Here is a 21,551-nt window from a genome sequence, read left to right on the forward strand (position 1 = left end):
GTATATATCATTATATTTATTATAACTGCTCTATTTTCTTCCAAATTCAAAAATTTTAATAGAAAAAGTAAGCTAAATAGCTCCATACTATTAATTTTGTTTCTAGGAATACTAACCAGCTTTATTTCACTCGTTATGTCTGATTATTTTCGAATAACGGAGGCGTATGTATTTTACTTTATTATCCTCCCTCCTTTCATTATCGTTTTGTCTGTATATATCATGGAAATTTTAAAAGATGCAATTTTAATACGAACACAAATGATAAGGCTTGAAAAAATGGAGGTAGTCAGTCAGCTTGCAGCTAGTATTTCACATGAAGTTAGAAATCCGTTAACAGTTGTGAAAGGATTTGTTCAACTGTTAAAGGCTCCTGATCTAACTCAAGAAGTGAAAGAACAATATATACAGCATGTTGTTAGAGAGCTTAATAGTGCAGAATCCATTATTAGTGAATATTTAGCATTTGCAAAACCTGCAATCGAAAAAGTGGATACTATTTTAATTAACCGTGAAATAGGATATGTAATTGAAATGATAAAACCATTAGCTAGCATGAATTTAGTTACTATATCAGAACAGTTAACTCCAGACATTACCCGGGGGAATATTCAACATTTCAAGCAATGCTTCCTAAACCTAATTAAAAATGGTATAGAGGCTATGCCAAACGGCGGGGAACTTAGTATCGTTTCCTATATAAATAATTTCGACATCATTATCGAAATAAGTGACAATGGAATAGGCATGAACAAAGAACAAATAAATCGTTTTGGCGAACCTTATTACAGTTCTAAAGAAAAAGGAACAGGGTTGGGATCAATGGTAGCTGTTAAGACCATCCAAACGATGAATGGTACACTTCATATAGATAGCCTTTTGAATAAGGGAACAACGATTTCAGTAACACTTCCCGTTTATCAAGAAGACTATTCTGTAAAATAAATGAAGAATCACGCCTCATATAAAAAAAGTCCGCCATTATCGGCGGACTTTCAGGCTGTAGACAAACTCGATGAAAACTCAGTTTGCCTGCAGTTTTTTATTTTAAAAATTCAGTTGATTTCAGAAATCCGCTCCCTTTCCGCCGACTGTCTGCCAAGCCTCCTCGGCGCAAGCGCCTGTGGTGTCTCGGCTAGCCAGTAATTCGGCAGGAGTGTCGCAAATTTCTTCCATCCTATGAGGATTACAGTAAAAAACCATAAAGACCGGAGCACTTTATTCACCTAAACCACACTATACTCAGCCGTTCACCCACGGTATTCGACCTACCCCGCACATTGAGGCACTATATACGACCGTTCAGGTTCGACCTTCACCTCACTATTCGGACTCTGAGCCCCTTTTGTATACAAACAGAAGTCCGCCATCATCGGCGGACTTTTTTAAATGGAGTACTGTCATTTTTTATTTTTTCTCTTCAAGGCATTGATAAACCGCCATCATATCTCGTTTATTCAGCTCACGAATCCGAGCGAAAATCGGAATATCGGCAACGGCCTCGGTATGTTCTCCTTCTGCCACAGCATCCCTTACTTTCCCTGTCAGCCAGGTTTGCACGTCGATGCCCTCGACAATTGCTTTACGCCCTTCATCATCGATGCCACTAGCATGACAACTCACACAGGGAATCGTTAATTTATACACACCGTCATGGATGTTATCTTCTGAAATGACTTTCTTCCCATTACAGAATGGACATTTATGACTTGCTTTAATTTTATTGATTTGGGTAACGATTTTTTTGTAGCCAAATGCTTCATAGACATAGGTTAGTTTTTTGTATTTGCCATTGGTGAAATATTTATCAATAATGGTTTCTCTTGTTTCGTTAATATTGGCAAAGTCACAGATGGTGATCTGATTTTTGCTGCTGATTGCTTCGATATTGCCTTTAATGCTGTCCCAAAATGGCAGGGTATTTTGTAAAACCACTTCATAGCCAACGAAGCTTGCTAGTTCCAGTTCGAGCATTTTCAAAGCTGCTTTTGTTTCCCGCGGAAGGAATGAGACATCATCCGTAAGTGCGATATCGCCGCCCACAATCGCTTTTAGTTTTTCCAGTTCTGGAAGCTTCCCAACAATTTTGATGACTTGATCAATCGGCTGTTGGATGATCTCGCGAATGTCTGTATCACCAAATGTCAGTTTTTTATGATGCTTGAGGATCGTTCCTTGACAGACAGGACAGGCGATCATCTCTTTTGATGCTTTCATCTGCTCTTTAATGATCGATTTCGATATGAACATATAACGTCCAATGATGAAATTGAATCCTTCCCATGTTCTTGATGCCTTGCCTGCTTTATCGTAAAAGGACTTTTCCCAATACCCATATAAGAAGGTCTGCTTTTCGGCATCTGTCATCTCATTATAGCTTTTACTAATGTCGTGACCGAGTTCATTCTTGATCTCATCAAACAGGAATTGCAGTTTTGAATGTTGATAATATTTTAGTACTTCCATCACGTCTGGATGTAATAAGCCATCCCAGAATGGCACGTTTTTGTCTTGAATGACGACATCAAAGTCAAATTTTTCAATGACCCTGCGGCCCGAACAGCTTGGACAATGATTTTCTGCAGAATAGAAATCGAAGCTTCTTGTATCTTTATTGGTTGGATGTGCAGCCACTATATGGTTGATCATTCCGCCCAATTCATAAAGAAACGTATATTGACTGTACAAGTGCCGTTCAAGATCGATGGCGATCACAGGTGCAATCGTGTCTGATTCGTATTCACCATAAATTACACGAGCAATTGGTGATAGGCTTTTTAAAATGCCGCCCTTATAGACGTTCTCTGCCTTTTTGAAATAGTCCAGATGATTTTGATGTAAATAATTGATGCCATTTTTTGAACGGAGTGTAGAAGTGATTTGCAATGGTTCCACTTGATCCTCACTGTTATTGTGTCGAAAATGATCATCATGACTGACAACGTCAAGATGTTGGACAGGTGTTAGCTGTCGTTTACCAAAATCAACGATATAATCCGAGCTATCCAGCATATAACCATTATGTTCAATCATGATGATGGAGACGGATTCATCATCCAGGATGACCCTGACACTATCGATGAATTGGTTTAATATATTTTGCGATAACCCTTTTGAAGGCTCGTCAAAAATGAACAGCGTATGCGGGTTTCTTGTCTTCGCGAAAAGCTCGGAAACTAAGTGGACACATTGAAATTCACCCGTCGATAGTGTTTGTGTTTTTCTTTCCAATGTCAAATAACCAAGCCCAAGTTTGATCAATAAGCTCAAGCGTTTATGAGCGATGTCTTCATTTGGCAATTCTTCGATGATATCTTCGATCGAACGCAGAAAAATATCATCAATTTCATCACTGTATTTGGTTAGTTTCTTTTTAATATCAAGAAATGTCGCAACGGTTGATCGACTGGTAATCGATTTGTTTCGATCCTGCCCGACCATGACCAGTTTATCTTTTGGATACCGCTTCTGAAAATCTTTAGAGATACATTCATTGACAAGTGTAGATTTACCGCAACCTGACTCACCCGTAAAGGTAACGAGCCTATTCTTGGGAATCCGGATTTCTTCCATTTGAATATTACGGCAGTAAAGATCCTGAAATTGATAGTATTCCGTTGGCGCTGCTTCATTTCGTTCCCAGGCGATTGGTTTGGGACGTGGTGATTCCTCAACAATTTTCCCGCCATATTTCCCGCTGCCAGGTCCAAAGAACAATTGTTCATTTGTGCTATCTAACACCGTGTCTGAGTGATCAATGAGCCAAATTTGATTCTTATATCCTAATTGCTTAATCTGTTCCAAAATTTTCAATAGGGTTTGATGATCAAGACCGACGGAGATTTCATCAATGATGATCACGGTATTTTCACTTGTTGCCATAAATTCGGCCAAGTAAAGCCGTGTTAATTCTCCCCCTGACACTGTCCCCATAATACGGTTGATGCTTAAATAACCAATATTCATATTGATTATATTCTGGAGAATATGCTGTTTAGCTTCACTAATATGTAATGTTTCTGCAAGTGAAAGGATCGTTTCAATGCTTAAGTTGTTAATATCGGAAATAGTATGCGGGCGATCTAATAATTCCATCGTATATTGCTCGACTTCTTGACTGTAGCGCTTTCCCTCACACTTTGGACATTCGATATTTTTCGTCGTACCGCGTCCTTTACAAGTGGAGCACCAGCCTAAGGCATTATTAAAGGAAAAAACTTCCGGAGAAAGATTGAATTTTTCAGCAAGACAAACACGAATCTCTTTAAACACACCAGTATGTGTGCCAATGGTCGAACGGGGATTGGCTGAAATGGATGATTTGCCGAGAAAAAGGACGAGCGGCATTTCTTCCATCTTGATGGCGCTGAAGTTGGTTTCCATAATATTAGGAAATAAATACTGATATTCAGACTTCGGCAATAAGGAAACGAGACGCTTCTTGGATTCTTCCCCAATGGCTTGGCAAAACGTCGTCTTCCCGGAACCGGATAATCCAGCAATTCCTAATGATTGGTCGTCTGGTAGTGATGAATCTAAATGGTTTATATTGTTCGCTATTAATCGATTTATTTTCATATGTAACTCCTCTCCATTTTATAATGCTCAGTCTTTCATATTAGCATAGCGACAAATGTATTTGGTATTTTTTTAACGGTAGCTTCATCCTTCTATTCTTACACATCCATGGCTTCAAAAACCTATGACTCATCGACAAAAAACGGGGAGTGACATGGTTACGCAAAAAAGGACTGAGTACTTCCCTGACACAGTTAGTCTAGAATTTTACTTTTTAAAAGCCCCTCTCGATTAAGAGAAGGGCTTTCTTTGCTAAGTATGTTTATTTTGTATTGGACTTTTTTGCCTTGTTTTCAAGCTCGCTTTTGGGCTCAGTGGCGAATTCGACATCTTTTCCATGTCCCTGCGGGTTAACACTTGGTGCGATTTGGCCTCTTCCTGCTGTCTTTTTACTCATTTCCTTCACCTCCAAGTATATTATGTCCGAACTGTTCTAAATTAAAAAAACTGCATAGTATTAAATTCTACACATGTTTCAAAAATTCCTGATGGTTGATTCACCAATCATATGACTTTCCCCCATTACCACATGCCCCTTTGTTATTCCAAAGTCAGAAGTAAGCTATCTGTTTCATCGTTAAGCAAGAAAGGACTGGGTTCGCCAACCGTATAAATCTGTAAGTCATGCATAGCCCGGGTACATGCGGTGTAGAACAATCTTCGTAAGCTCTCATCACCGTATGCTTGCACAGATGCATCATAAATGATGACAGCATCAAATTCGATGCCTTTTGCCAAATAAGCTGGTATAACAATAACACCCTGTTCATATTCATTTGTGCCTTTCTGTACGAGTTTAAATGTACCGTGGGCACTAAGTGCATCGTATGCAGCGGCACTTTCGGCAGCAGATTTACATATGATTGCGATGGTATTATACGCACGACTTTGAAAGTCTTTGACTTTAGACACGATTTTGTGGTGCAACTCATCACGGCTAGTTACTTGAGTCAGTACAGGCTTCTCACCTTCACGGTCGAATGCCTTAATTCGATGGCCTTCAGGAACTAGTTCCCGTGTAAATTCTATAATCTGTTTTGTGGATCTGTAGCTTTGATCCAAGGTTATACTCTCGGTTTCACTTATCCCGTATAAACTGGTAAGAGTCTGGAAATCCACCCGTTCACTGGCATGCGCAAATATTGCCTGGTTAAAGTCACCGAGCACGGTCATCCTTGCAGATGGAAATAACCGTTTCAAAAACTCGAATTGAAATGGAGAATAATCCTGTGCTTCGTCTACAAGCACGTATTTTATAGAGGTATTCGTCTGAAATCCTAGAATTAGCTCCTTCAGTAGCAAAAATGGAGTCGCGTCTTCGTAATGCAGTTTACCTTCGTCCAGCATTTTTTGCGTTGATAAGCAAATTTCCCTTTCGATAGGTGTTTTCCCCTCATTCCACAGTTCGATCCGTATCTGTTCGTCAAAAAGTTGCTTGTATATTCCCTTAATGTTGATAAAATGAAATGCTTTTATCCGTTTGCGTAACGTCTTCAATTTCTTACGAACAATCATACGCGCGAGCATTTTATTCTCCATCTCATAATCGTCAAAGGAATCTTCATTAACGCCGCGTTTTTTCTCTAAGTAGGTATATACCTTTTGATAGTCTTCTTTGCTAAGATACTCGATTTCCTCCTGGACCCAAGGTTGTTTCAACTCAAACTTTTCCCTTTCATCAAGTAACTCACATAACCATTCTTTCAACTTTTCAATCCTATTGTGAAATCTTAGTGTGGTGTCTCTGTTATAAAATCTTTCTGAGATTTGTTTGGCGGAGACGAGCGTTTCCCCTCGGAACTTGAACCCTCTAAAGATCATTCCAGATGATTCCAGTGATTGACTGTATGTTTTGATTATCTCAAAGAAGCGAATTGAAGCCTTAAATCGGATACTCGCTGTCCTAGTGCTATAGGAAGGATCATCCGCTCCAGTCAACAAAAATTCTAATTGCTCATAAGGGTCCTCAACTTGAAATGAGTCAGCCAGACGATGGTCCAAATATTCCTGGAATGTTACCTGCTGCATATTCTCTTCGCCAAGTTCGGGTAGTACATTGGATACGTAATTATTAAACATTGAGTTAGGTGAGAATAGAATGATTTGATCGGCCTTAATCCTATCTCGATACTTATAAAGCAAGTAAGCGATCCGTTGGAGGGCAGCTGATGTCTTGCCACTGCCAGCGGCTCCTTGAACAATGAGCAGACGTCCGCGATCGTTCCGGATGATTCTATTTTGCTCCCGTTGAATGGTGGACACAATACTGTGCATATGCTTATCCGTCCCCTTACCAAGCACCTGCTGCAGTATCTCATCTCCAATGGTGAGACTCGTATCGAACATTGAGTCGATAACGCCTCCCTTGATGATATATTGCCACTTATTCTCCAGCATCCCCCGAATTGCGCCTCCGGGAGTAGAGTATTCTACGGGACCGGGAGGATAGTCATAATAAACACTCGAAATCGGAGCCCTCCAATCGTAGACAATGAAGTTTTCTCCTGTTGTATCAGTAAGGGTGGCGGTCCCAATATAAATATGTTCCGTAAGGGAAGCCCCTTCTTCAGTTAAATCAATCCGGCCGAAATAAGGTGCCCCCTGCATACGGCGCAGTGTTGACAACCTCTTGAAGGAATATCTATGTGCACCTTCGCTTTGTGACAAGTCTTGGGCCTGTTGCCTTAAGCCAATGATCGTCTCGAGGTAATCATCGAAAGTATCCACATTAACCTTGAGGTCATCCCAAAAGTGTTTCCGGATATTAACAACTTCTTTTCTACGCTGTAAAGTCTCTCCTTCTATTTTGCTGATTTGCTTCGTAATTGTTTCTATCACCTCATCCAAACGTTCTTGCTCATGCCGAATTTCATTATTCATATCAGACACTCCTTCAAAAAATAAAAATAGGGGTTGACTAGAGGTGAGTTTTACCTTATACTTATAGTAAGGGGTAAACTGATTTTGTATATTGATAAATGTGTTTCTATACTAATTTATCACAATTTCTGAATTATATCAATGTATATTTCACATCAGTTGCCATAATAAATCGTCGTTTTACACTTTAATTTAACATGTACAGTAACCAGTTAAGCAAGTAGCTTGACTGGTTATTTTTATGACTATATACATATTTGAAAGCCTCATTGCTTCGCTGGTCAATGATTTCATGGTAGCGGCGACACCCTCATCAAAGGCGACTCGTAGTATCCCCTGACATAACGGCAGATCCTATTCCACCCATACCGATAATTCCTAATAATTTATAAAATGAGTGCTTCTTTGAAATCCTTAAATAAAGGCTTGCCTGATGAATTTGTCCACAATTTCATATACATAGGGCTCTTGGATAGAGTAAATGAAGAGATACAGAGGAATATTGGACCTTTTCATATGGGTACACGACAATATAGGTATTAATAAATAATGAAGTTGTTTAAAATATACTAAAGTTCTTTAATAGTAGAGTGCCATCACCGTTCATGATTTTGCTTATTGAAATATACTATGTAAGGCTTGTCTCAAACTTCAACGAGTTCTACTCAAAATAACTTTATTTTTAGATTAAAACCTTTTGTAGGAGGAATTTATAATGAAACAATATAAAACATGTCAGAGTTGCGGAATGCCTCTTTCTAAAGATGAATTAGGTGGAGGAACTGAAAAAGATGGTAGTAAAAGCACTAAATATTGTAGTCATTGTTATATAAATGGTGAATTCACTCAAGATATTACTGCGATAGAAATGCAAAAATTTGTTCAAAATCATATGATAGAAAATATGAAGATGCCTAAATTTATTGCTAAGCTTTTTACTAGAGGAATCCCAAAGTTAGAGCGATGGAATTAATCAAAATATTAGAAAGCGAATGAACTTTGTCATACTGTTCATAAAAAATACGAAGAAAAAAGCGATAAAGACAAATCCAGATAAACGGATTTGTCTTTATGTTTCTTCCATGAAAAATATGAATTTTTTTGTGAATTTTCAATCTATTTTACTTGTGTTTCTGGTTTATTATTTCATCATCTGTCTTGCTTCCATAAACAGCACTTGGATAAACTTTTTCATGTTATTACGGCTCTGGCTGCTTACTTTTTTGCTCTTGTCTTCTAGCTCCAACATTTTTTTGCGGACTTCCGAGAAATCAAAAAATGTGGATGAATAGGCTTCGAATTTTGGATTCATATAATCCGTCAATCCTAATGAAGCGATATGGATGAGGGCCTGGTTAAGAGCGCGACGGACACGCTGCTCAGAAGCTTTCATTTCTTTCTGGACTTCGGCCTCTTTCGCTTGATCCCCCAGCTTTTCAGCAGCAATCCCAGCAAAAATTTCCTTTAAATATGGAAACGTGTAGGCGGAACCTAGTCTTTGCTTTTCATTTTGGAGGAATCCTAAAATGTTTAGTAAATCCTCGCTTCCCCCTTCGCCAATCATACCTAAATCGGAAATTAAGGAACGTCCGGCTTCCATAATATTTTTTGTATGAAAGGAGGACACTTTCGGAGACTTCGGACGGCCCGTAAACACGTTCAACGATTTTTGAATGCCCTGAATCGATTGATCCACCAGTATTCGCTCGTTCACTTTGTTTAATATGCATGAAATTTCAACTTGGTTCAGCGGTTTTGTAATGTAGTATTCCGCTCCTAATCTATACGCCTCTCCAATCAGTTCTTTCGATTCCACTTGCGAAATCATCACAAACTTGCCTTGAAATCCATCAGCAAGAGCCCTGATCGTTTCAATTCCGTCCCTAATTGGCATGAGTAAATCAATTAGGACAACGTCTGCTTTTTTTAAAAACAGTAAGCCATTATTCACTAACGTTCCATCTTCTGCTTCTCCCACCACTTTGCCTAAATCTTCGTCTTCAATTATCTCTGTCAGCATTCCTCGAATGGCAGGATCGTCATCTATAATGAAATAATTCATCTCATTAACCCTTTCCCCATAATCGCATCAATCGGAAGTTCTACGATGAATACGGTTTCTTTATAGTTATCCATTAGCCTGATTTGTCCTCCAAATTTTTCAACAGTTTGTTTCACATACGATAAACCAATTCCCGTCGAAGGGTTTCCCGCCTCATCGAATTTCTTTGTATATCCTGCTGTAAAAATGACTTCCTTCTGCTTCAGTGCAATGCCAGGCCCATTGTCACTGATGCAAAACTCCACGAATTGATCTTTCCTTTTCACATGCAGTGATACGTATCCCTCTTCTTTAATGGCTTCCACTGCATTGGCCAATAAATTATTTATTAATGATAATACCATATATACATGGTAGGGCGGATGGTCACCATCTATATGCAAGGAAAATGAAATATCTTTGCAAAGGGAATCTGCATATCGTCTATTGGACACGATCATGATGTTACCAAGCTCTTCGATATTCATATATTCCTGCAGGTTTTTGGAAGACATGAGTTCCGACAGCCCCGCATAAATCCGTTGGTTATCTTTTTTGATCTCATGCACGAGACCGGCAATCCGCAACGCAGTTTGCGCATCGTTTCCATTAGTCCCCTCTGATTTTAACCGACGGTAAAAGTCATAACATGTGCGGGTGATTTCTTCCGCGTTTTGCATCGTTTTATTCAGTTGAACCGATTCCTCATACAAACTTGAAATGAAAAGCAGCATTTGTTCCTTTTGCATGCGCTGCTCCGCTTCTGCAAATTTTGCTTCTCCCAGCTTTAATATATTAAAAAAGCCTAGAACGAAAAAGCTTCGAATAAAGGCGATTAAAACGAGTTGGTCAATGGCTAGCAAGGGTGTGTCCTGATTCGCCAAGAAGGAACGGATCACCATTTCCGATACACTTGCAAAAAGCTCGATCAATACCCCTAAAAGCCCGATCATAAACGGCTGATCGTGCCGCTCGTTCAATTTCGTTTTAAGAAATGCAAACGCGTAGATGAAGTAATAGAAAAAGGCGGGAACATGAAGATACATCGCTTCCTCAACAGATATGTCCCGTATTCCGACAGCCAGTGAAAAACGAAAAACAAACACACTCATTCCCGTTAAAATGCCTGCAATAATCGGGTGGATCCCCCTCCCCCATAGTAAAAACAAGAAAAAGATAGGGGTTCCCAAACTGACTCTGAATGTATCGTCGAATGGATAAAACTTGAATTCACCCGCAAGAGGCACCGCAATCATAGTCAATAGTAATATCCTTAAACTCTTTTTCAATACGGTCCCTCCCCAGTCACTATATTAAAAACATAACACATGAAATGGTAAAAAAGAGAGAAGCGTTTTGACTGAAATTATTATTTTTTCTGGCCCTTGTAAGTATCAGTAGGTTTCAGTAGGTTCCAGTAGGATGATTATAAACTTAAAATAATCTAAAAATTGAAAGCGTTAACAATGGAACAACTATCATAGGAGGAATTTAAATGAAAAAGTTTGGCTTAGCTACTCAGATTTTTGTTGCACTTGTACTAGGTATCGTTGTCGGTGCTTTATTCCATGGTAATGAAACAGCCATGGCCATCATGATACCTATCGGCGATATTTTCATCCATTTAATTAAAATGATTGTCATCCCGATCGTCATGGCTGCATTAGTAGTCTCCATAGCGGGAGTCGGCGATATTAAAAAACTAGGAAAATTAGGCGGGAAGACTCTTCTTTATTTTGAGATTGTCACCACAATTGCCATTGTTATTGGATTACTGGCGGCAAACTTGTTCCACCCAGGGTCTGGTTTAGATACAAGCAATCTTGAAAAAAGTGATATTTCAAAATATGAAGAAACAACAAAGGCGGCTGAAAGTAGTGGCTTTGGAGAAACAATTTCTCATATTGTTCCTCAAAATGTATTTGAATCAATGGCTCAAGCGGATTTATTACCGATTATCTTCTTTTCTGTTCTATTCGGCTTAGGTGTGGCTGCGATAGGCGAAAAAGGAAAGCCTATCCTTGGATTCTTTGAAGGTGTGTTGGAAGTAATGTTTTGGGTGACGAATCTAGTCATGAAATTTGCCCCCTTTGGTGTGTTTGCACTCATTGGTGTAACCGTTGCTAAATTTGGTATCGCAACATTAATTCCTTTAGGGAACCTAGTAGTTGCTGTTTATGTGACGATGGTATTCTTTGTGTTCGTCATTCTTGGAATTATAGCGAAAATGTCTGGGACAAGCATTTTTGTTATCCTGAAAGTGTTAAAGGATGAACTGATTTTGGCATTTACAACAGCAAGTTCAGAGTCGGTATTACCAAGGCTTATGGACAAAATGGAGAAGTTTGGCTGCCCGAAATCCATTACTTCTTTTGTTATTCCAACAGGCTATACGTTTAATCTAGACGGCTCATCGATTTACCAAGCACTTGCTTCACTTTTCGTGGCACAAATGTATGGTATTGAACTATCCATTACACAACAGATTACTTTGTTACTAGTATTGATGTTAACGTCAAAAGGAATGGCTGGCGTTCCGGGTGCGTCATTTGTTGTTATTTTAACAACACTTGGTTCTATGGGACTGCCGGTGGAAGGTGTTGCGTTCATTGCCGGTATCGACCGGATTTTGGATATGGGAAGATCAGCGGTTAATGTCGTGGGGAACTCATTGGCGGCTATTGTCATGTCGAAGTGGGAAGGGGAATTTGACCAGGAAAAAGCAAACCATTACGTTGATTCAATTAAACAATCAGACGTAGCATAAACTATAAAGGAGGAAACACGATGCAACGATCCATATAAATCATAACATACGTATTGAGAAAGATTTCTTAGGATCAAAACAAGTATCAGTGCATGCATATTATGGTATCCAAATATTGCGTGCATCGAAAACTTTCCGATTACAGGCTATCCTTACGAGATGACAAACCCAGGTATTTCTGGGGCTGAACTGTTTGATAGATCGTAATTTCCGATTTTGATTGAATGGCAGATGTGGTTGAATAACAAAAGTCTGCGGAATTGATATAAAAGCCATCCTTTATAGAGAGGGCTTGTTTGTTCTGCAGGATGAGTAAAAACTGAATAAGCAGCGATTAAAAAATGGATAGCCCCACCCTAAGGCTATCCAGCGTCATTCATTCTACTATTCTCTCATGCCGTCTAACAAATCACTTTACCCTTACGCCAGTTTTGATCAAGGTAGGTGGAATTTCTCCCTGTAATCCGGCGACAAGGTTGGTTGCGGCCAGCATCGCCATTTTCAAGCGGGTTTCCGATGTTGCGGAACCGATATGAGGCAAGGTAACGACATTCTTCATGGAAAGCAATGGATTGTCTTCGTTGACAGGCTCTTGTACGAAGACATCCAGTCCTGCCGCGTATATTTCCCCGGTTGCCAGCGCATGGACCAAGGCATCTTCATCAACTGTTTTCCCTCTTGAGCAATTGATAAAAATGGCGCTCTCTTTCATGAGCTTGAATTCTTTTTCCCCCATCATATTTTCAGTTTGGGGAGTAAGGGGTGTCATTAAGCAGACAAAATCAGACTGCTTTAACAGATCTTCCATTGAACAGTATGTAGCCCCATACTTTTGCTCTGCTTCCTCATTTCTAGATCTGTTGTGATATAAGATGTTCATATCGAATCCAAAACGAGCCCTTTTTGTAACGGCAGATCCTATTCCACCCATACCGATAATTCCCAATACTTTATGATGGACGTCCAACCCAAACGATTTTTCTCCGATAGTAGATGTCCATTGCCCTGACTTAACCAATTGATCCAACTCAGGCATTCTTCTCGCTGTAGATAATATCAAGCCCATAATCGTATCTGCGACTGTCTCATTTAATACCTCAGGAGTGTTCGTAGCCATAATTCCTCGATTTGACAACTCTGTTACATCAAAATTGTCGTAACCAACTGAGGCATTACAGACGATTTTTAATTGCGGTGCCTGATCCAGTAAACTTTTATCCACTTTTAATCCTGAACCTAATATACCTTGTGCGTTCTTCAGCTCTTGAAGAAATTCAGAATAATTTTGTGAGTCAAGACCTTCAAAATAAACGACATCACAAGTCCTTCGAATATATTCCAACACTTCTGGATCCACTTTCTTATAGACGATTACTTTCGGTTTCATCATTGATACCTCACTTCCAATAAAGTAGGACCCCATCGGGATCAAATCGCGACAGAAGCCATTTGTTGTTTGATAACCTCTACCTATAATCTACCATTATTTTAGAAAAAGGTAATAGTTAATTGAACTGCGGACCAAACCGCTAATATTGAAGCTAAAGTAAGAACAATATTTTCGAACCAATTATTTTTATATGCTCCCATCAAGCTTTTTTTATTTGATAGCACTAGCATTCCAATTGCGATGATTGGAAAACCGATTATGTTTAATGCACTTACTCCAATTGTCAATGTAATGAAACCAGGCATACCGGGAATTGACCAAATAAGCGGCGTAACTAATACAAAAATCATAATCCATTTATACATTGGATCTTTTTCATATTTACCCTTGTACTTTTCGCGTCGATCCTTACTTATTACGTAAAAGGCATCTACAATCAATCTTGGAAAACCAGTTGACTTCCCTACTATACTTGCGAACAATACGCCAAATACACCAAGATAAAAAATGTACCAGCCAAGTTGTCCTAACGACATTTGCAATGCCATTGCCAAGTCATCAATCGTTTCCACATGAATTCCATTCGGTTTTAAAATTTCTGCGCCAACAACCCAAATGGCCAAATTAATAACAATGCAAACACCGATGGCAAACAGTAAATCATTTCTTTGGACCTTTACGTGACTCGGTTTCGTCCAACCCTTTTCCCTCATGAAATATGGATGAACAAAATTCGATATAGATCCGGCCACTGCTCCGATAATTGAAATCGCCACCAATAATGCTCCATGGACGCCAGTATCACTTGGAATGCTAAAACCAACTGTCCCTTTAATAATTGCTCCCACATCCGGAGTTGCTTGAATGGCCAGGTACAAGAAGACAATTGTCAATAATGCCAAAAGCAATTTCATTACACTTTCAATTCTGGTATAAATATTTCTGCCTATAAGCATAAAAACTAATGCCACAACTACCATTGAAGCTATGAATGACTGATTAACATGAAATAGGGTCGATAATACCTCTCCCGCTCCCTTAATCATATACGCATTAAAAAGATGCCCCATGATTAATGCATAACCAAACATGAAGTAACCGAAAAATGGGTGGATACGTCCATATCCTTCAAGGATGGTTAGCCCCTCTGAGTTACAAAGCTGGAACCGAGCAATAATATTAACGATAAGAAAACGAAGGATTAATGACAGAGCTAAAATCCACATTAAACTATATCCATAATCTGCACCGGCAACAGAAGAAGTAACCAGATCCCCAGCTCCAAGCCACGTTAACACGGCAAGAATTCCTGGACCATAGGCAGTTTTAAACTTTGTGATGAAATTTGGTTTCTTACTTTCGACCTCAGAAACAATCACAGTAGATTCAGCAAGATTTGATTGATTTTTCAAGTTATTCACTCCATTCCAAAGTGTATGTATTCGCTTTCATTTCTCGAGCAAAAATACTTTGATAGCGCTAGACTACCCATATTGAAATTCATTACGAAACTTTCTGACAATAGAATTCCTGTATCCACATAAAGTTTGTGCTGCAGTATGTTGTCATGCTTCATGTTGAAGTGAATCGGCTCTTAAAAAAGCTCTCCTCCCGTTTAATTGAATCTTCCGAATATTCACATTGAAATTGTAAGACAAATTAAAATGTAAGTCAATAATATTTTTTAGCAGGTTCTTTTTTAAAAAACTTTGTGACCCATCGTACTTGCTGACAAATCAAGAGGACCAACGTTGTACTGTTTTAAAAAAAGAGGACCGATATGAATTAATTTCGGTTTTCTTTTTGAACAAATGAGTTCTTATGAAATACGAAGAAAAGTTGGACTTCATGCAAAAAAGAATACAAACGGGGCTCATAATTTTGATACGAAAAGGGGGCGTATTGATTACAGATAGCGAATCAATAGAGCTGTCAAGGCAGGATTCGTTCCTATATTGATAAGGGATTAGTGCGAGGTGCGAATAGATTAATGCCATCAGCAGATAATATGGGCGAAGGAGTGAAATATATGCCACAAGATAATAACAATGATCCATTTAATAATGCCGGGAACCTTGATACACGTAGGGATCCTACTACTAATAATAATGATGACAACGGTACAATTGACAGACCTGTAATGATTGATGGTGGTTTTAACCCCGGGTTTGGACGAGAAGAACGTCCTAGGCGTGGTGGTAATATACCATCAATAGAGGGAGTAGCAAACGGTAGAGAACGTTTTCCTTCGGACCATGAGAGACTAATGAGCAGAATCAATCTTGGCGATGCACTAATAAATCGAGAAAATACACATTTGGACGGTTTGAAAGATAAAAAAGATGAACCAATATGATCTAATTTCGGTTTTTCTTATTGAACTAAAGAGGTAGTTGATGGAAGATAAAATCCAAAAAAAGCTAAAGACCTGTATAGGCTTTAGCTCTTTATTAATTTCTCATATTTTTTCCCCGCTCTCCCATACAATCCAGTATAGGAATAAAGCTTTTTCAAAAGGAAAGTCTTGAAAGATTCTTAACTAACGGGGCTTTCCTTCCTTATTGGAGCTAATCGTAGCTCCTTTTCTTGTGAAACAAACGGAGCAGGTTACATTAGTATATTTACCGTTTATGAGTTAAACTTTTATAAAAAAGTTGGTGCAAGTGCTGTGATCAATAAGAGTGAAGTTTTACACATTGTTTTTGGACAATCAACTTCTGGATCGTTGAAAATAAGTCTAAGAGAACTAGGTATAGAAAATGAAGAAAAGGTGCTATGTTTTTCGGACATCTTTTCAGTAGGACCTATTTGGAAATTACATGGTGAAGTTGGTGTGAAACAAAGGATAGATTGGTTCAGAACACGGTTTTTATCAGAAGAGGATTACTATGAAAAGGACTATGGGAAAGATTTTATTAAAACTAAGGATATAATTTGTCATGTTCCAGAAGAAACCACCATCTTTCTTTGGGCAGGAGATAGTTCCCATGAACAAACAGGAGTTAGATATGTTTTGTATTTATTGAATAATAAGCGAAATAACATCATTTTAATTAATACGACTAAAGCCTATCATGAACAATTCAAGGTTTCAAATAGAGTATACTCCCCTCTTTCTACCGGTGAAATTCCTCCGGAAAAACTGAAGTCAATCTACGAAAAAAATAAAACGAACAACCCTATTTCTATCGAGGATAGAAGAAAATTCTATCAAGAATGGGAGCTTATAGCTGATGCACAAGATGTATTGCGTATTTGGGATAACGGTGAAGTGCATGGCGTTGATGAAGATTTTTATGACCTATTCATAATCAACAAGGCACGAAAGCTACACAACCAACAAAAGAATAGAGATTTTATGAAAAGTACAAGATTAGTAGGTGAAGTAATTGGTCATCTAGAACAATATTTAGGGGACGAATTTATTCAATACCGAGTTAGGCATCTAATAAATAACGGTACTTTTGACATAGAGGGTGTCCCTACAACAATGAGATTCTATAGCATAAAACTTCGGTCGTAATGCTTTTAAAATGAATGGTTATTCGACTAACGGGTGCGTTCGTTGATTAAAGAACACAACCATCTTTTTTATAAATGAATAATCCAATTAAATATTATGAGGGCCTGTTTTATTTATCTAAAACAGACCCTTTCTATTTATTCATTTATCAAGGTCTCTTGTATTAACTTGATCAAACTTCGAGCTACAGTTGTGAAAAAGACCACCATTTCGGCGGTCTTCCTCTCCCTGATATTAATCTCCCCGTCCTTTTACCCTGTAATGAACCTCTCCAGGTTCTTTGCAAAAGGTAATTCCGCTTCCCGGTTCGTAATAAAAGGTTTTTTTGCCTGAAGAGCGTTCATGGAAGGTGGTGTGCAGATAGGATGCTTGGTCCCTTTTGAAGGCGAGCTGTTTTTTGCTTAAGGACACAGGAAAGCAATGTCCATAGTTTGTGTGGACCAAGGTTTCTTTTTCGTTCATTTCCTCGAGGTCACTGATGTGGATGTAGGAAAACCAGACCCCTCCGCTTTTTCGGAATGAGCTTGATGAGAACCAGACCATTCCAAGCTGGGCGTTTATGCAGACTGGGAGCCTGTATTTTCCGCCAAGCACCGATTTGGCTCCTGCAAGCCCGCCATCAAGATCCAGTCTAAAATAATTTAGCGTATGATTTAGGATTTCCTGGCGAGGCTGTGCAACAAGGAACGTGTTCTCTCCTTCCACCACCATCGCCATCTCCACACCATTTGAATCGTAACGCTCCATCATTGCCACGGTTTCCATATTCATTAAATAGTTTTTTCGTATGATCATTCTATTCACTCCCCCATTTACTATTTAATTAAAAGGACTGAACATACAGACAGGTATACGCCTGCTTCCAGCTCTTAGGTGACCTTCTCCCTATGGATTCTTCTATTTTTCGTTCACATTTTCCTCACCTCCTATAAGTGCAAAGCCATCTTACTAGCCTATTGTTTTTGTCATTGGTTACCTGAAATAATCTTCGACTCCCTTTGTCAGTCGAAGATGTGTGAAAACAAGGCATCATCTTGTTTCCAGGAACAGCTGTTTTTTAAGTGGGTTGATTGCTTTCCGGAGGGGATTTCATGATGTTTGTGGTGTTGATAGGTCGTTTTAGAAATGGGCTTACGAGATGAATATTTTCTCATGAAGTGGGTAATACTCTTCCCTGAAGTTGTAACTTTCTTGTCTTAATATGCATTCCACTTCACCTGTGAGACTATTATCCTATTTTTCTCTTTTTTTGTAAAACCTCTCCCTTTTTAACTAAATGACTAGCTTAATTGACCTACTCTTTAAGAACCGCCATCAGAAAGCGATAGTGATCGATTTCCTATGAAAACTGTTAGTCAGTTTCCACATATGGTTGTTAATTTGTGTCTATTTTTAGAAATAATAAGCAAAACCAATTTGAAAAGTGGGTAGAAAAGAAATTTCGGTGAACACAAAAAAGCCTACATTTTGATAGACTTTTTTATTGCCTTCTATTATCTTTTTTCGGTCTTCCGGATATATGTCTAAGAAATATGGCTTAGGTGGCATCAAAAATAACCAGATAATCCGCTGCGGATCATCTGGTTTATTGATAAAGAGTATGATAGTCTACCACTTAATATGTTGTTTCATAGGGTGTGGATCATTTTTAAGCAGGTATTGCTGTAAGGCTGGAAGGTCATCTGTGTTTACAAGATCTACTCCTGCTTTTAGCATCTCATCCCATACAGCTTCACGGTTTGGTAATGCTTCGTCTGGAGTTGCCCAGAATCGAACCATTTGACCGTTTGCATGCGCCGTTTTGACAATGTGATCCAGCTTTTCTTGTTCAGCTTGAGGCATCTTCCCTTCACCATTCCATGTAAAATGATTTGTCCAGTTGTCGCTGATTACAGGCATGAATTCATTAAATGCATCAGAATCCAATTCACTCATTCGTCCATCGAATGTGGCATAACGCACCTTCTGGTTTTCCATTAGCTCACGCGGACGGTTTCCTGAAATAATGACGGTAACAGCACCTTGGTTTACCTTTGACTTTGAGAATTTTGTAATCATTTTCTTGTATTCTGCCAGTTGTTTATCGATTTCTTCATATGTAGCTTTGTCCTCGGATTTAATATCGATCCAAAGTAAGAAATCCTGGTGACGACTTTTGTAAACAGAGCCTTTGTTTTGCTTCACTTTTTCTTTTAATGGATCTAAATAAAGGGACTTAAGTGTCCGCTCTGGTTTAACATTGATTTCATCATGGGCTACCAGTAATTCACCGTCTTTTAGCCAGACGTCCGCTTCTACACTTGTGAACCCATGATCCAGTGCATCATAGAGGGGACGTGCATGCTCATAGTCATTGTGTGCGTGCGCTTTTGCAAGCGGCACTATCACTTTCGGTTCCTTCTTAACCTGTTCAGCGGAAGCATTTGTTGATGAAAAGGGCATAGCAACAGCAACAGCTAAAGACATCGTTAGCCACCATTTATTCATTTTCCTCCTCTTTATCATTTCACCTCTATCGTAGCTTTTTCTTTTAATAAAACAAGGGTATTTACAGAACCTTAACGGAATCAGAAAAAAGTGTTTACATCAAAAAACAAGCGTAACTGAAATGCTCAGTTACGCTTGTTTTTTGATGTTAATCTACGCCGATCTATATCATTCACTTCAGAGGATTTTATTGTTATTCCGCCATTTTTATTTCAATGGCCAAGTTACGTAAATAATCCAATAAGGGACGTACTTCCTGTGGAGCTGTCGTATCGGTAAATGAGAAGGACTGTTTCTTCTTTTCATCTGCTATATCCAGCTTGTATGAAAAAGAGTCCGCTCCCTGCGCTTTAACTCCAGCCATTTTACTTAGTTCAGCATGAGAAAGATTAGCTGACTTCACCAAATTTTTTAATTCCTCATACTTTTCCTTCGGTAATTCGTCTGTGTTTATCACAACATTCAAATCGAGGTTGGCCATTCCCCCTATGCAGCTAAATTGGATATGCATGTTAGATGAAGCCTCCTATTCATAAAAGATAACTACTCAGGCAATCCCACCGCTTTAAACGCATTTTCAATTGTTTTTATAGCGATTTCAGGAACTTCTCCACTATCGACGAGTTTTTGTGCTGACTTGCTGACAATTTGGACGAATTGGTTGAAATTTGCCGTGGCAAATAAATTCTGCATCGCATTGAACCAGATCAACGCTGCTTTGTCGGTTCCGATCTCCATCGATACAAGATAAAACGCCTTGTTTGGTATACCGCTATTGATATGGACACCATGATTATCTCGATCACCTTTATAGTAGTTTCTCATATGATCAGGCTGTATATCTTTACCCATCAATTTATTGTCAAATGCCGTACCAGGTGCTTTCATAGAACGGAGAGCTTGTCCTTTTAGTGTTGGTCCCATTATATCAGCACCGATTAGCCAATCGGCATCTCCTGCTGTTTGCTTTAAATGAAATTGTTTGATGGCGATTCCAAACGCATCTGAAAGATGCTCATTCAATGCCCCAGACTGACCGTCATATTCCAATCCGCTTGTGAACTGCGTTACACCATGCGTAAGCTCGTGCCCAATGACATCGAGTGAATTGGCAAAATTGCTGAAAATAACCCCATCGCCGTCACCAAATACCATTTCATCTCCGTCCCAATAGGCATTTGTGAATTTATCGCCATAATGGACGTTCAGGATGAGATCAAGGCCTTGGTTATCAATGGAATTACGGTGCAGGACATCCTTGAAATAGTCACGCACAACCCCACTATAATCGTATGCAGTGTTAACCACAGGATCCGCACTTGATCGATCTCCTTCTTTTCTAACCTCATTCTGGCGGAGTTTGGTTTTTCCCTTGCAATCATAAACATGGCGGGCAGATTCACCATGGCGTCCTGGTCCTGCATCAGTTAAAGCGACAACACCGTCAATATCAAATTCTTTTAAGATTCTGCGCCTGCGCATTTGACTGCTTTTCGCTAAACTGATTCGTGCTGCTTCTATTTCATTTTGTGCCAAATTCTCTAAGATATAGTTAGGGACAATGAAACACTGGCACATCTTTTTTGAACAATCTTTTTTGTGCATATTTGCCACTCCTTCATGATTTTTTTTAAAACCATTAGTGTGCTTCGTTATTCAAGGGTGCAGCTTCTCTTAACGGCGTCCAGTCTTCAATGTAATTCATGGCAATATCTGTTCCGCAACATTTTAATCGCTGCTCTCCATCTATCTTTCCGTTCTATAGATTACTTTCGCCGCACTTGCCTCATTTCCCTTCATTCCATTCCGGACCATCCCGCTTCCCCTTTTTTGGTTGGTACACAATTATAGGGATGAGAATTTGGCTATGTCATGTAAACTTCAT

The 21,551-nt window shown here is 39.0% G+C and carries 16 protein-coding genes and 1 pseudogene; 6 read left to right on the forward strand and 11 right to left on the reverse strand.

Features of this window, described 5'->3' with window-relative positions; genetic code table 11:
- Positions 1-945: ATP-binding protein (locus ACFWE9_RS12540; RefSeq protein WP_377357007.1), on the forward strand; the 945-nt coding region annotated here is incomplete at its 5' end.
- Positions 946-1,407: 462 nt separating this feature from the next.
- Here the strand turns inward: ACFWE9_RS12540 and ACFWE9_RS12545 are convergent.
- The 3 genes from ACFWE9_RS12545 to helD form a co-directional block, all read right to left on the reverse strand.
- Positions 1,408-4,578, reverse strand: a complete 3,171-nt coding sequence (locus ACFWE9_RS12545; protein WP_377357009.1) for an ATP-binding cassette domain-containing protein — start codon at positions 4,576-4,578, stop codon at positions 1,408-1,410.
- 262 nt (positions 4,579-4,840) lie between these two features.
- Positions 4,841-4,975, reverse strand: a complete 135-nt coding sequence (sspL, locus tag ACFWE9_RS12550; RefSeq protein ID WP_201186571.1) for a small, acid-soluble spore protein L — start codon at positions 4,973-4,975, stop codon at positions 4,841-4,843.
- A 143-nt stretch (positions 4,976-5,118) separates the two neighbouring features.
- The gene (gene helD, locus ACFWE9_RS12555) at positions 5,119-7,458 is read right to left on the reverse strand and encodes an RNA polymerase recycling motor HelD (RefSeq protein ID WP_377357012.1); all 2,340 of its coding nucleotides are present in this window, start codon (positions 7,456-7,458) and stop codon (positions 5,119-5,121) included.
- 715 nt (positions 7,459-8,173) lie between these two features.
- Between helD and ACFWE9_RS12560 the strand changes: the two genes are divergently transcribed.
- Complete coding sequence (locus tag ACFWE9_RS12560; protein ID WP_230160110.1) at positions 8,174-8,431, forward strand: zinc ribbon domain-containing protein; 258 nt, start codon at positions 8,174-8,176, stop codon at positions 8,429-8,431.
- 168 nt (positions 8,432-8,599) lie between these two features.
- Here the strand turns inward: ACFWE9_RS12560 and ACFWE9_RS12565 are convergent, their stop codons facing one another.
- Both ACFWE9_RS12565 and ACFWE9_RS12570 read right to left on the reverse strand, forming a co-directional pair.
- Positions 8,600-9,520: a response regulator gene (locus tag ACFWE9_RS12565; RefSeq protein ID WP_230160112.1), complete on the reverse strand. Its 921-nt coding sequence runs from the start codon at positions 9,518-9,520 to the stop codon at positions 8,600-8,602.
- Entirely contained in the window at positions 9,517-10,788 is a 1,272-nt protein-coding gene (locus ACFWE9_RS12570; RefSeq protein WP_377357014.1) for an ATP-binding protein, read from the reverse strand. Before ACFWE9_RS12570 ends, ACFWE9_RS12565 begins: the two co-directional genes overlap by 4 nt.
- A 206-nt stretch (positions 10,789-10,994) precedes the next feature.
- On the opposite strand from ACFWE9_RS12570, the gene ACFWE9_RS12575 reads away from it, so the two are divergent.
- Positions 10,995-12,266, forward strand: a complete 1,272-nt coding sequence (locus tag ACFWE9_RS12575) for a cation:dicarboxylate symporter family transporter (protein ID WP_230160116.1) — start codon at positions 10,995-10,997, stop codon at positions 12,264-12,266.
- A 28-nt stretch (positions 12,267-12,294) separates the two neighbouring features.
- A pseudogene (locus tag ACFWE9_RS12580) lies at positions 12,295-12,416 on the forward strand (lyase family protein); the annotation flags it as partial.
- Positions 12,417-12,675: 259 nt separating this feature from the next.
- On the opposite strand, the gene ACFWE9_RS12585 reads toward ACFWE9_RS12580, so the two are convergent.
- Together ACFWE9_RS12585 and ACFWE9_RS12590 are read right to left on the reverse strand one after the other, a co-directional pair.
- Positions 12,676-13,653 carry a 2-hydroxyacid dehydrogenase gene (locus ACFWE9_RS12585; protein WP_230160118.1) on the reverse strand — a complete coding sequence of 326 codons (978 nt, stop codon included), beginning with the start codon at positions 13,651-13,653 and terminating at the stop codon, positions 12,676-12,678.
- Positions 13,654-13,754: 101 nt separating this feature from the next.
- On the reverse strand, positions 13,755-15,068 hold the full coding sequence (locus tag ACFWE9_RS12590) for an Nramp family divalent metal transporter (RefSeq protein WP_230160120.1): 1,314 nt from the start codon (positions 15,066-15,068) through the stop codon (positions 13,755-13,757).
- 578 nt (positions 15,069-15,646) lie between these two features.
- Here ACFWE9_RS12590 and ACFWE9_RS12595 point away from each other — a divergent pair.
- On the forward strand, positions 15,647-16,012 hold the full coding sequence (locus tag ACFWE9_RS12595) for a hypothetical protein (RefSeq protein WP_230160123.1): 366 nt from the start codon (positions 15,647-15,649) through the stop codon (positions 16,010-16,012).
- A gap of 312 nt (positions 16,013-16,324) precedes the next feature.
- Positions 16,325-17,179, forward strand: a complete 855-nt coding sequence (locus ACFWE9_RS12600) for a DUF1835 domain-containing protein (protein ID WP_230160125.1) — start codon at positions 16,325-16,327, stop codon at positions 17,177-17,179.
- Between the two features lie 234 nt (positions 17,180-17,413).
- Here ACFWE9_RS12600 and ACFWE9_RS12605 read toward each other — a convergent pair whose 3' ends face one another.
- From ACFWE9_RS12605 to ACFWE9_RS12620, 4 genes are all read right to left on the reverse strand, one after another.
- Positions 17,414-17,974, reverse strand: coding sequence for a competence protein ComK (locus tag ACFWE9_RS12605; protein WP_377357017.1), 561 nt, complete (start codon positions 17,972-17,974; stop codon positions 17,414-17,416).
- Positions 17,975-18,787: 813 nt separating this feature from the next.
- Positions 18,788-19,666, reverse strand: coding sequence for a phosphatidylinositol-specific phospholipase C/glycerophosphodiester phosphodiesterase family protein (locus tag ACFWE9_RS12610; protein WP_230160144.1), 879 nt, complete (start codon positions 19,664-19,666; stop codon positions 18,788-18,790).
- A gap of 193 nt (positions 19,667-19,859) precedes the next feature.
- Entirely contained in the window at positions 19,860-20,177 is a 318-nt protein-coding gene (locus tag ACFWE9_RS12615) for a protealysin inhibitor emfourin (RefSeq protein ID WP_230160146.1), read from the reverse strand.
- Positions 20,178-20,209: 32 nt separating this feature from the next.
- Positions 20,210-21,271 (reverse strand): M4 family metallopeptidase, encoded by a 1,062-nt coding sequence (locus ACFWE9_RS12620; RefSeq protein WP_377357020.1) that lies wholly within the window; start codon positions 21,269-21,271, stop codon positions 20,210-20,212.
- Positions 21,272-21,551: the final 280 nt, after the last annotated feature.

Source organism: Peribacillus sp. NPDC060253, assembly GCF_042727425.1.
In the GTDB taxonomy this organism is placed as follows: Bacteria; Bacillota; Bacilli; order Bacillales; family DSM-1321; genus Peribacillus.